The 11,998-nt window shown below is 44.5% G+C and carries 12 protein-coding genes; 7 read left to right on the top strand and 5 right to left on the bottom strand.

Features of this window, described 5'->3' with window-relative positions; all coding sequences use genetic code 11:
* Nucleotides 1-178 precede the first annotated feature (178 nt).
* Nucleotides 179-844, top strand: a complete 666-nt coding sequence (locus tag ACHZC4_RS02850) for a MotA/TolQ/ExbB proton channel family protein (RefSeq protein ID WP_394752270.1) — start codon at nt 179-181, stop codon at nt 842-844.
* Nucleotides 845-846: 2 nt separating this feature from the next.
* Nucleotides 847-1,257: an ExbD/TolR family protein gene (locus ACHZC4_RS02845; protein WP_394752269.1), complete on the top strand. Its 411-nt coding sequence runs from the start codon at nt 847-849 to the stop codon at nt 1,255-1,257.
* Nucleotides 1,258-1,400: 143 nt separating this feature from the next.
* On the opposite strand, the gene ACHZC4_RS02840 is transcribed toward ACHZC4_RS02845, so the two are convergent.
* From ACHZC4_RS02840 to ACHZC4_RS02825, 4 genes are read right to left on the bottom strand one after another with little or no spacing between them, the layout of a single operon-like run.
* Nucleotides 1,401-1,811 carry a CBS domain-containing protein gene (locus tag ACHZC4_RS02840; protein ID WP_394752268.1) on the bottom strand — a complete coding sequence of 137 codons (411 nt, stop codon included), beginning with the start codon at nt 1,809-1,811 and terminating at the stop codon, nt 1,401-1,403.
* Entirely contained in the window at nt 1,808-2,158 is a 351-nt protein-coding gene (locus ACHZC4_RS02835; protein WP_394752267.1) for a P-II family nitrogen regulator, read from the bottom strand. Before ACHZC4_RS02835 ends, ACHZC4_RS02840 begins: the two co-directional genes overlap by 4 nt.
* A gap of 7 nt (nt 2,159-2,165) precedes the next feature.
* Nucleotides 2,166-2,915, bottom strand: coding sequence for a DUF1538 domain-containing protein (locus ACHZC4_RS02830; protein WP_394752271.1), 750 nt, complete (start codon nt 2,913-2,915; stop codon nt 2,166-2,168).
* A gap of 23 nt (nt 2,916-2,938) precedes the next feature.
* Nucleotides 2,939-3,667 (bottom strand): DUF1538 family protein, encoded by a 729-nt coding sequence (locus ACHZC4_RS02825; RefSeq protein WP_394752266.1) that lies wholly within the window; start codon nt 3,665-3,667, stop codon nt 2,939-2,941.
* Between the two features lie 273 nt (nt 3,668-3,940).
* Between ACHZC4_RS02825 and ACHZC4_RS02820 the strand changes: the two genes are divergently transcribed.
* Nucleotides 3,941-4,303 carry a roadblock/LC7 domain-containing protein gene (locus ACHZC4_RS02820; RefSeq protein ID WP_394752264.1) on the top strand — a complete coding sequence of 121 codons (363 nt, stop codon included), beginning with the start codon at nt 3,941-3,943 and terminating at the stop codon, nt 4,301-4,303.
* A 40-nt stretch (nt 4,304-4,343) separates the two neighbouring features.
* Here the strand turns inward: ACHZC4_RS02820 and ACHZC4_RS02815 are convergent, their stop codons facing one another.
* Nucleotides 4,344-5,096, bottom strand: coding sequence for a FimV family protein (locus ACHZC4_RS02815; RefSeq protein ID WP_394752263.1), 753 nt, complete (start codon nt 5,094-5,096; stop codon nt 4,344-4,346).
* 820 nt (nt 5,097-5,916) lie between these two features.
* Here ACHZC4_RS02815 and ACHZC4_RS02810 point away from each other — a divergent pair.
* From ACHZC4_RS02810 to ACHZC4_RS02795, 4 genes are read left to right on the top strand one after another with little or no spacing between them, the layout of a single operon-like run.
* A complete protein-coding gene (locus tag ACHZC4_RS02810; protein WP_394752262.1) occupies nt 5,917-7,152 on the top strand; it encodes a response regulator in 1,236 nt (411 codons plus the stop codon).
* 37 nt (nt 7,153-7,189) lie between these two features.
* The gene (locus ACHZC4_RS02805; RefSeq protein ID WP_394752261.1) at nt 7,190-7,555 is read left to right on the top strand and encodes a PleD family two-component system response regulator; all 366 of its coding nucleotides are present in this window, start codon (nt 7,190-7,192) and stop codon (nt 7,553-7,555) included.
* A 37-nt stretch (nt 7,556-7,592) separates the two neighbouring features.
* A complete protein-coding gene (locus tag ACHZC4_RS02800; RefSeq protein WP_394752260.1) occupies nt 7,593-8,165 on the top strand; it encodes a chemotaxis protein CheW in 573 nt (190 codons plus the stop codon).
* Between the two features lie 4 nt (nt 8,166-8,169).
* Nucleotides 8,170-11,841, top strand: coding sequence for a response regulator (locus ACHZC4_RS02795; protein WP_394752259.1), 3,672 nt, complete (start codon nt 8,170-8,172; stop codon nt 11,839-11,841).
* Nucleotides 11,842-11,998 lie beyond the last annotated feature (157 nt).

Raw genomic sequence — 11,998 nt, 5'->3', positions numbered from 1 at the left:
TTTTAAACTGTCCCGTCTTAGTTGGTAGCCCAAACTGTCGTGTGTTAGCCTGACCTACTATTTTAACTGCTCTTGAGATCATGCTACAGATAACATCACCTGCATTAATGTCATCTGTTTTGCGACATTGCTTGTATGAATTTAGAGCTACTTATTTTTACTTTGAAAGGATATTTTAATGTTTCAACAGATTTCTCCCGCTGCGGTTATTGACGGAACCTTATACGTGTTACTGGCTTTTTCGATAGTCACCTGGACGCTGGTTATTTTTAAATCCTGGCAGTTCTGGAAAAACAGCATTTGGAATCGATCGTTTAACAGCGCTTTTTGGAATACGACTTCCTTGTCTGCTGCGGAAGCTTTACCCGAAAGCACATTTAGAGGCCCGCAAGCCCGTATTGCCAGACAAGGCTTAGCGTGGCTGGCAGAAAAACGACGATCTGCAGGAAAACAACTTAAGTTCCGTGGCACGCCAGCTGAGTTACTGGAACAATCGTTATTGGTGCAAATGCAAAAGGAAGAGCATCTAATGGAAAGTGGCCTGACCATGCTGGCCAGCATCAGCAGCACCGCGCCGTTTGTCGGTTTGTTTGGAACAGTGCTAGGTATTATGCACGCCATGCACCAGATTACCGCCAGTGGCTCAACAAGTCTGGATGTAGTCGCAGGACCTATTGGTGATGCACTGATTGCCACTGCTGTCGGTATCGCTGTCGCCGTACCGGCTGTGCTGGCCTATAACTTTTTCGTGCGTCGTGCCAAACTGCACCGCGTGGGCCTGGAAAATTTTGTGGTGAGCTTCATGCACGCGGCATTAAGTTCAGACATTCAAGATAAGGAGTAATCATGGCTTTTAAACCACGATCCGATAACGACGGCGCAATGAGCGAAATCAATGTCACCCCACTGGTTGATGTCATGTTGGTATTGGTGATTATTTTGCTGGTCACCGCGCCATTATTAACCCAATCAGTTCATGTTACCTTACCCAAAACCGCCGAAACAACGGCGAATATAGACGCACAACCGTTACAGCTTGGCATTGACGCCCAAGGCTTAATAACGCTGAACAAACAACCTGTCGCAAATTTAGCCGCATTGGAAACCACTTTAAAAGCTGAGTTTGCTAAAAACAAGGAAGTGGCTGTACATTTGTATGCCGACCAAGCTGTGGTTTATAAAAAAGTCGCGGAGGTCATGGCCACTGTGCAGCAAGCCGGTATCGCTAAAATGGCTTTTGTCACTGTGGAAGAGTAGCGTAATGGATCAATGCCAGTTAACGTAAAGACGCAAGGTTTTGCGTCTTTACTTCAGGCGAATCCGCTAAAAACACCCTTAAAAAATCTAAAAATCGTAACGTTAAAATCCAGTCGTGCGCGGGTTATTTCTGCTTGCCCCAGTTACTGAAAGATTTTATACAAACCATCCAACACCAAAGCATTGGGACTGACCATGCCTATCACCCTTTTGTTTTCCAACACCGGCGCACGCACCAGATTATAGGTCGCAAACAACCGTGAACAATACCGGATATCCATATCAGGATGCACGGAAATAACCGGCTTGCTCATGATTTCATACACGTTAACCCGCTCCGGCGCCCGGTCTTTGGCTAATACGTAGCGAGCAATGTCACCGGAATTAATCATGCCGTATTCATCGTCTTCATTACGTTTATTAACAATCAACACCGAGGTTTTTGAGGCCTTCATTAATTTCAAGGCATCAGCAATCGTCGCTATGCCGTCTATGCTTATAAAATCCGTTTTCATCACATCCTTAACCCGAATTACGGCACGTTGTTCGTTCATAGCTTATCCTCAAGCTCTTGTGTTAATTCTTCAACCTGATGCTTAATGCCGATGGCATCTTCCACATCAATCTGAAAAGCAATACCAATACCCGGTTTATTATCAAACTCGGCAACTCGGGCAATTTCTTCCAGAATATACCTACTCAACCGCTCTTCCACCAAAAATAATAAAACATCGCGCTGGGTTTCAAGCGTCAATCCAAAAAAAGTCTTGGACTGATTAAGCCCTTCACCCCGGGCATTATTGATAACCGTGGCACCTTTGGCTCCGCACTTACGCGCCGTTTCCAGTACCAGATCGGTTTTGTCATCTTCGACAAAGGCAATAATCAATTTAAAATGCACACAAACCTCATAATGTAGACGAACGATTACGATTATTTAACCACTGGGCAATCTGGGCGTAACCCAAGACTGCAATAATCGGAAACAAACTGGCAAAGGCAATCAAGCCAAACCCATCTATCAAGGGGTTACGACCCGGAACCGCTTGCGCCAAACCCAAACCCAAAGCAGTCACCAACGGCACTGTTACTGTTGATGTGGTCACCCCGCCGGAATCATACGCCAAGCCAATAATCATCTTAGGTGCAAACGCCGTTTGAATGATGACAATGATATAACCCACGATAATAAAATAATACAACTCAAAACCCGTCACAATTCGAAACGTGCCCAAGGCAATACCAAAAGCGACACCAATGGACACCGCACAGCGCAAACCGAAAGCACGTATAGCACCGCCTGATATTTGCTCAGCTTTAAGCGCAACAGCAAGTAAGGACGGCTCGGCAAAAGTGGTTGCAAAACCAATACTGGCGCCAAAAATATAAATCCAATAATACGATTGCCAGCTTGCTTGCTGAAGATTGGCGATACCCAAAAATTCCGGCGTGGTTAATTGCTTGGCCATTAATTTCCCTAATGGAAATAAGGCCATTTCCAAACCCTCCAAAAACAAAGCCACACCTAATAAAACGCACACAAAGCCAATCAACATTTTTTTAGGGTGCGCAATAGGTTTACGAATAATTAACACCTGAAAACCGATTATTATCGCCGCTATCGGCATAATATCCCGGCAGGTGCTCAATAAACCCATCAAAAAATGCAATAAGGCAGCGATCAAAGTATAATCCCATAAGCCATGACAAAAATCATCGGTGTTAATGACGCAAAGGCAATTAAACCAAAGCCGTCAAGCATAGGATTACGCCCTTTAATCGCAGAAGCCAATCCCACACCTAAGGCTGTCACCAACGGCACAGTGATGGTTGAGGTTGTAACACCCCCGGAATCATAAGCAATACCAATAATTTCAGCCGGGGCAAAGGGTGTCATAACTATTACTGCACAATAGCCAAAAATAATAAGATAATACAAAGACCAGCCGCGAATAATTCGCAACACGCCGATCAAAATGGCAAAACCTACCGACAACGCGACTGTAATTCGTAACCCTAGTGCGTATTGGGTTCTGGCTTCATCCGTTTGTGCAATTAAATGACTTTTACTGGTCACCCTTGCCGCTTCATCAGCCACCGCTATCAAGGCCGGTTCGGCAACTGTAGTACCAAAGCCCAGACAAAATGCAAACAGCAATAACCAAAACACACTGCCTTTGCGTGCAAAAGCGTAAGCCATGCTCTCGCCCACTGGGAACAAGCTTTGTTCTAATCCATAAACAAACAGGGTGAGGCCTAAAATAATACATAAAACCCCAACCACCATACCGGTAATATCAGCAATCGGTTGTTGAATAATCAAAACCTGAAATACTAGCACCACGGCAAGAATAGGCAGTAAACTTAAAAAACTGTTGAGCAATTGTTTAACAAAAGCATGTTTTAGCACAAACAACTCACCCTATAGTTTTGGCATTAAAATTGCTTAATTATTAACATTGAATATCCATATCCATCCCGACAATAAAATCATTTGGCCAGCACTATTTTTAACAGTTATTACCACATGTTTGGAATAGATTATTTTTTTCAAAACCCGTTATAATGAAGTGTCAATAAATTTTAGCTTAAATGGCATCAAGATATTATTTGGATAGAACTGTAAAAAAATTTTCGAAATTAGTCTACTATTTGTAAAATTTAAACACACCGAGGAACACACATGCGCGCAGACCTATTAACTTCCATTTTATCCGAGCTTAACGGCACTTCTGCCGATATTGAAGCCTCGGGAGTCATTTCGACCGATGGTTTGATGATGGCATCGGTATTACCCGCCGGATTAGATGAAGATAGGATAGGCGCCATGAGTGCTGCCATGCTATCACTGGGTGACAGAACCGCTCAAGAATTGATGCGCGGCAACTTAGAACAAGTACTGATTAAAGGCGCAAAAGGTTACATACTGATGGTCTATGCTGGCGATGAAGCTGTACTGACGGTTATTGCCAAACCCAATACAAAATTGGGATTAATTTTTCTCGATGTGAAACGCGCTGCCGAAAGTGTCGCCGAACTGCTTTAACCATAAGCTTAAATATGAATTCTGTTTATAGTCCTCCCGCTTATAACATTTTTCTCGCGCTAAAATACTCATTTAATTCGCTCCACAATTCAGGAAAAGGATTTCCTTGTTGAGCAAGCGCCTCGGACGTTATCAAAAAACCCTTAATATCTTGTAACGATTTATACAACTCCAAAAGATCCAAATGTAATTCGCTACGTGTCGGCGCTTCTAAAATTGCACTTTCCAAAACAGCTTTTGCTTCTTGGAACTGCGAATACTCAATATAATCACGCGCCAAAACCAATGGGTCGTTTATCATTGCAACATGGGTATCTTGCTGCTCAGCCACTTTAGTTATAAATTGCGCCGTGCCCAACAACCCCTTACCCAGCACAACGAAAGAATTTTGTACCGTATAAAGCACTTCAATATCTTTATCGTCCAAATATTGGTTTAATAAATAAGCGTGCGATGGGCTGAGTTTATGTAGCACCTTATCTAACAGACGACCGCAAAAATCATTTGCATAACCCTCCAGCACCGTGAACAAATCAACCATCGCACCATAAAGATGTTCTGATAAATTTCTCTGATAACACAAGCAAATGCGCTGAACATGGGTGACTAAATTTCGCGGCTGTTTTGAAATGCCCGCCACCAAAAAATTTAAAAGCTCAGGATGCGTACTCAGCCACTGCAAATTAAGTTGCTGGGGCGTTTTCGTCAATAAAAAGGCGATTTCATAAGCATCCAAGCCAGCTAAAGCTGAATCATCTTTTTGGCAAGACAGCAAATGATCAGTTGTTATCACGCTCAGCTCCTTTAAAACCAGTGGTTTTTATAGACAAAAATTTTTGATTCATTGTACCCTCACATAATAGAGCGACAGAAAAAAACTTTAGTTTAATTAACAAACTTCAGCAAGCTTTATCCCCTAAGAGGCGTATGTCAAAATAACATACAGAGCACCAATCCCTAAAAAAAAACATAACAAATTGAATTATATAAAACAATATAAACACTCTAGGCACAAAAAAAACCAAACCCCTCTCTTTTTCGTCTACTTATTTTACATTGAGCATTCACAACTTTTTAATAGACAGCGCAAATTATAGTATAGGCATGAATTGCAATGAGTCATTATTTTTTACTATAAATGGCATAATATTTGCATAATCATTTAGTGTTTGGCATCTAACGCAAAATATTCCATACAACAGTGCTTTCTTCTGCATACCATGGCAGGCCTGTAACACAAATTTAACTAAAATAATCGTCTATACTTCAAAAAATAGCGATTCTTTCAGACTGAAATACAATCTCTATATGTAATTAAGTTGCTCTTTCTTAACCATTATGAGGTTGATTATGGAATTCGTTGGACTTTCTCAAAAAAATATCTATCTGGAAAGCATGCTCAAACCCTACCATACAACAATGTACAGGTTAAACACAGTATTGAAACGCTTTGCCAATATTTACACTAAAAAAACCATGCCCGGATTACACCTGCCTTCAGAATTAGGGCTCATTATCCGCCGTGAGCTTTTATTAATTAACCTGATGCAGCGAACTTCTCGCAAAAATATAATATCGTATCAACATTGCTTATTCTCTATAGGTTGAAGACGATGGAATTCAAAAACTTATTCAAAAAACTATCACAAAACGACGAAAATTGTCAGTATTTGATTGTACCCGTAGGATTTGATGTGGGCTTTATCGAGCGCATAAAAAATATTTTCAAACTGGCGCCTCAAGGCACTCGCAGTTACCGTATAGGCACGCCCGACAGTGTCGATAACGTTGCTGTGTTATTAATTAACCACGATAACCCGTTGTCTTTACATAAAAAACAGGCATTACTGAACACAACCTGCCCTGATGCGCTGATTGTGGTGATAAGCCAAGGGCCTTTGGCCAATCCGCCAGAACACCATATACGCGGCATGTTGACGGCTTCTCGTTTGTTAGGCGTTTTAGATAAACTGCCCTTGCAAAAAACGCCAGCGCCCAAGCCAAACAGTGTTGTTACCCTGGCTCAACCCGTACAAGCTCAGCCGGTAACTTCGCCATTTGCCCCTGAATTACTTAAAACGGTAACACCGCATTACAACCCAAACAGTATTCCAAATGGTATTACTTCCCTGCCTCAAGCTACACCATTGCAGCAGGAAACTCTGCCAGTCGTACCGGAATTGCTTAACACAGACTCGGTAACACCCCACAACCCAAATAGCATTCCAAATGGTGTTATTTCTCTGCCTCAAGCTACACCATTGCAGCAGGAAACTCCGCCAGTCGTACCGGAATTACTTAAAGCAGATATTGCAGCACCGTCTTACCCACCAAACAGCATTACTTCCCTGTATCAATCTACACCATCACAGCAGGAAACATTGCCATCCGCGCCTGAATCAGCTAAAGCGGATACGGTTAGCATCACACCCACTGCGGATAAGCCGGGTTATCGTGCATTGATAGTTGACGACAGTATCGCCATACAAATGTCGATCAAACTGAAACTGGCTAGCATCGAACAAATTACTACCATTGACTTTGCTGACAATGGTGAAATCGCGCTGGATAAAACAGCGGCAACACAATACGATCTGATTTTTCTGGATGTAATGATGCCGGGCATAGATGGTTACGAAACTTGCACAAGGCTACGTAAACGACCCGAATACAAAAAAACCCCTATTATCATGGTGTCAGGAAAAACCTCGCCTTTAGATGAAGTCAAAGGGGTGATGGCAGGTTGCACAACTTACCTAACCAAGCCCGTCGAAGACCAGGCATTTCACAAACTTAGCTTACGCGTGTTAAATTGGCTTGCAGACCGAAAAACTGTTGCAACAACCTAATCCCCTTTATTCAATTACCATCAAGGAACTTCCCCGTATGAACATTCAAAAAATATTGATCTGTGATGATTCACAAACCGATTTGGCTAACCTAAGAAATGCCTTACAAGGCACTAATTATCTATTGGTTACCGCCAACAACGGTAAGGAAGCACTGGAAAAAGCCAAGTCAGAACGCCCTGATGTTATCTTTTTAGATATCGTCATGCCCGACATGGATGGCTATGCCGCTTGTCGTTCTTTACGCGATGACGAACAAACCAAACATATTCCGGTCATTTTTGTCAGCTCTAAAAATCAAAAAGCAGACCGTATTTGGGCGCAAATGCAAGGCGCTAAAGATTTGATTGCAAAACCTTATGAAGCCAGCGCAATTACTGCCGCATTGGCCGCGTTGCACTAAACTTTAAATTTTAAGATTTCATCTGGAGTAGCCCATCGTGGAAATAGATCGTTTCGAACCCAGTAATCCGGACAGCACTGTTAAGCCATCATCAATACAGGCCTTGGACAGCTTACAGGCAACGGAGGATTCAAAAACACTAACGACTGCTCCAGGCGACCTGGACATCGACAACGCCTTAGGTTTTCGGATTGGCAACATTGGCTTGTTGCTGAATGCCAGTATATTTTGTGAAATTGTTGATCAAGCCAAAGTCAGCCCATTACCTAATGTACAGCCTTGGCTCAGTGGCGTGCTAAATCTCCGGGGCAACATTGTGCCGGTGGTTGATTTGCATATCCTGATTGAACAAGATAAAACAGCTAACCCCAAAGCACGCCATCTTCTTGCCGTAGATCGCGGCAGAAAAACAGTGGCCTTCTGGATTGATGGTTATCCACAAATGATCAATACTGCCCTGCTGTCGGCAACAACCCCACCGGCTTTACCCGATGTATTGACACATGCCGTCACTCAATATAAATCTCAAGATACCCAAATCTGGCTCAATATTTCACTCGACAAACTCTTTAAATCACTGACTCATCACGCTGTTCAGGCGGGAGCATAGCGCCATGACGCAACTCATAGACATCGTAGAAACCACGGTAGCAGAAACCACAGCAACTGAAGATTTCCTTAGCCTCATTGAGCCACTCGCCAATCAAGCAGCAGAAGCTGGCTATTACGGTCTGCAAGATGCCTGCTTACTGGTAATGGAAGCCTTAAACGAACGCCTGCAATCTGAATCACCGACCTTAAGTAACGACCTTAAGCTTACGCTGCAAGATTTTCCGTTGTTAGTCGAGGCTTATCTGCAAAAATCAAAGGCTGCCGCCGAAAGTATTGCTACATTGCTACGCCATGCTGATCTGAACGTTCCCCTGATTGAGGAGGAACAAATTATGATCGCCCAAACACTTATTGACGATATTGCCGTCAGCGACACTTTTGATCACCCAGACATTGCATCAGATGACATCGCTCAAACACAACCGGAATCGACTGATTCAGCAATAACAGCCAGAGCTAATACACAGGCACTGACGAACCCTCTTGCCACACTCGAATACTGTGCAGACCATGCTGCGGCCAGTGGACAATATGGCTTACAAGATTTCTTCCTACTGGTGATCGATGCCGTCAATACCCGGCTACATGACGAAACCCAAGCCATCACGCCCGAGCTTTTAACACTGCTCGATAGCCTACCCGCCCTCGTTGCCGCTTACGAACATGAACCCCAAGTTGCCATTGAAGACATCTTCAAGGTGCTGGGCCATCCTGAATTAAACATTCAGTTAAGTGATGATGAACTCACGATGCTGGAATCTCTCCTCACAGAAAGCACTGTACCTGTTGAGCAGGACCAAGACCAAGATCAGCATGATGACCTTAAAACCGTTGTCCCCTCTCATGCAGTGACATCAGCAACACGGGAACTGGTTGAATTGCTGGTCATGGAAGCTCAGCTAGTCGACACGATATTAGCTGAATTCACTACCGATGGTGCGTTAAGCGATCATTTAGAAAGTCTGACCGACGAATTGGATCGTTACATTAACGCTTCAAACATAGCTGGATTTACTGGCCTTGCCCAAATATGCGAGCACGTCCAAGCTAACGTCAATCATTTTTACCAAGACACTAGCCACTTTACTGAAAGCCACCGTCAACTGTTACAAGACTGGCTTAACAACGTTAAAAGCTATTTGTCCCACTTTAACGAAGACGATGCTGGTCTGGCACTGATTGCTCAACTGAGTGAAGCACACTGGCCCATGCCGTTGACGGCAGATGCGGCGTTAGCCATTTTGGGGCAAATTCGCAGCACCAACCTCAACGCTAACAATGCCAGCAACCCACAACGCGAGCAAGTCGCCAGCGCTAAAGATGTTTCTTTACAGTTGCCGGACGATGTTAACCAGGAGTTGCTCGACATCCTATTGCAGGAATTACCGGTCTACACCCAGGAATTTTCCGAAGCTATCCATCATTTACAACAAGGTGGCAGCACCGAAGATATTGATATTGCACAACGCATTGCCCACACGTTAAAAGGCTCGGCCAATACCGTGGGCATTGGCGGCATTGCAACCATCACTCACCACCTGGAAGACATACTGGAAGCCTGCGCTAAAGCCAACAGACTGCCTGGTAAAATGCTGGTCAATATGCTGATTGATGCCGCAGATTGTTTGGAAGGCATGAGCGACTTTTTAATTGGCCACAGCCATGAAGCGCCAGCCGGTGCACAGCAAGTCTTACAAGAAGTGCTGGACTGGGCTAACCAAATTGATCAACACGGCTTACAAGACAGTGAAGACACCGCGCCTAGCACGGAAAAAGCCGCCCTGCTTGACCGATTGGCACACACTGAAGTCACGGCTGAACATGAAGCTGACGTTGAAGCAACACAGCAAAGCCAGCAAGCCGCCATCCGCGTACCCAGCGAGCAAATTGATGCCTTATTACGGATGTCCGGCGAAAGTCTTATTCTTAATAGCCAGGCAAACGAGCGTTTACGGCGTATAAAAAATCAGCTGCTTGCCATGGATACGCAGTTTAAAACCCTGCAACGCTTAAGTGACGAACTGGAACAATTAATCGATATCAAAGATTTAACCGGCCGTACACTGACCAATACTGCCCAGGATTTTGACAGCCTGGAAATGGATCAATACAACGAGCTATACACTACCAGTCGACGCTTGATAGAAGCGGCTTTCGACGCGCAAGAAATGAATTTTGATGCCCGAAACGAACTGGAACACATGGGCGAAGTACTGGAATACCAGCAACGCCTGGTTATCGATACCCAGGGCGCGATCATGCAAACCCGTTTGGTACCGGTGGCGACCATTGCCTCACGATTGCAACGCACCCTTAGGCAAACCTGCCGTTTAACAGGCAAACACAGCACCCTGACTTTGTCTGGCGAACATTTGATGATTGACAGTGACGTACTGAATTCCATCATAGATCCACTTATGCACATCCTGCGCAACGCGGTGGATCATGGCCTTGAAAGTGATGCTGAACGCTTGGCTGCGGGCAAATCCAAACTTGGCAATATCAACATTGAGTTTGACCGTGAAGGCAATAATATTCTGGTACGCTGCCGTGATGACGGACGTGGCCTGGACTTTGATGCCATTCACCTCGCTGCAATAACGCGTGGCGTAATACAGCCCGGTCAAGAGGTTACCGAAGAAGAACTCAAACGCTTTATTCTGCGCCCCAACTTTTCGACACGTACCGAATCCACACAAACCTCAGGGCGTGGCGTGGGCATGAATGCTGTGCATTTTCAGGTCGTGTCGTTAGGCGGTACATTGGCTTTGCATTCCAAATACGGCGAGGGACTGGCTGTAGAACTGCGTATGCCTTTGCCGATAAGTCGTTCTCATACGCTGCTGGCGATGGCCGGTACGTACCGGGTTGCCATTGCCAGTAAAGGCCTTAAGCAGATTCTGTATGCAGTGGCGGATGACTTTTTTACCGTAGATGATGCTCCGATGCTACGTCTGGACGATATTGTTTATCCCGTTATTACCCTGAATAAACTATTGCGCGTTGCCGAAAACCGCAAGAAAAACCAACGCCACAGCGCCGTGTTACTGATTGAACAGGATGAAAAAATCAGCGCAGTGGTATTGGACAGCATCCTAGACAGCCTAGATATCGTTATTAAGGATTTCGGCCATTACATTAAAAAAATCCCGGGTTATATTGGCGCGGCGATTATGGGTGACGGCGCTATAGCACCGGTTTTGGATGTCCCTGAATTACTCCGGTTATCTGCCGAAATCGGTGCTGATTACGTAGAACCGCTGGAAATGATTGAACCTGGCGCACTACTGCCTAAAGTATTAATTGTGGACGACTCACTCAGCCAACGCCGTTCGTTGGAACAATTACTGAGCGATGCCGGTTTTGCTGTGCATATTGCCCGAGATGGTATAGAAGCCGTAGAATTACTGGCCGAATTCACCCCGGATATCATGCTGACCGATTTGGAAATGCCGCGTATGAACGGCATTGAGTTAACTGCACACGTTCGGACGCAAACCCGTATCAAGACGTTGCCGATTATTATGATTACCTCCAGAACGACGCAAAAACATCACAAATTGGCTGAAGATGCCGGTGTTGATTTTTATATCGCCAAACCGGTACGCGAGGACGATTTGCTGGGCAAAATTCAACACCTTCTGGAAAATAAAGCCCTACAAAAGCAAGTGTAATAGCTTAGTTCCATAGGTTGGGCTGCGTTTTTGTAACGCAGCCATTTTAAACGACTAATATTCAGTCAATTTTATTTTGACAGGTATAAATTTAAAAAACCGTTCGTGGTGAGCTTGTCGAACCATGAACCACAAGTCCTTCGACAAGCTCAGGACG

Source organism: Crenothrix sp. (genome assembly GCF_043729335.1).
Lineage (GTDB): Bacteria > Pseudomonadota > Gammaproteobacteria > Methylococcales > Methylomonadaceae > Crenothrix.
The sequence above is the reverse complement of the archived record's forward strand: the minus strand, read 5'-3'. Positions and strand labels throughout refer to the sequence as shown.

What these genes read in the sequence shown, in the direction of transcription:
- ACHZC4_RS02850 (WP_394752270.1), top strand. Translation starts at nt 179, where the DNA reads ATGTTTCAACAGATTTCTCCCGCTGCGGTTATTGACGGAACCTTATAC.
- ACHZC4_RS02820 (WP_394752264.1), top strand. Translation starts at nt 3,941, where the DNA reads ATGCGCGCAGACCTATTAACTTCCATTTTATCCGAGCTTAACGGCACT.
- ACHZC4_RS02840 (WP_394752268.1), bottom strand. Translation starts at nt 1,811, where the DNA reads ATGAACGAACAACGTGCCGTAATTCGGGTTAAGGATGTGATGAAAACG.
- ACHZC4_RS02830 (WP_394752271.1), bottom strand. Translation starts at nt 2,915, where the DNA reads ATGGGTTTATTGAGCACCTGCCGGGATATTATGCCGATAGCGGCGATA.
- ACHZC4_RS02795 (WP_394752259.1), top strand. Translation starts at nt 8,170, where the DNA reads ATGACGCAACTCATAGACATCGTAGAAACCACGGTAGCAGAAACCACA.
- ACHZC4_RS02845 (WP_394752269.1), top strand. Translation starts at nt 847, where the DNA reads ATGGCTTTTAAACCACGATCCGATAACGACGGCGCAATGAGCGAAATC.
- ACHZC4_RS02805 (WP_394752261.1), top strand. Translation starts at nt 7,190, where the DNA reads ATGAACATTCAAAAAATATTGATCTGTGATGATTCACAAACCGATTTG.
- ACHZC4_RS02810 (WP_394752262.1), top strand. Translation starts at nt 5,917, where the DNA reads ATGGAATTCAAAAACTTATTCAAAAAACTATCACAAAACGACGAAAAT.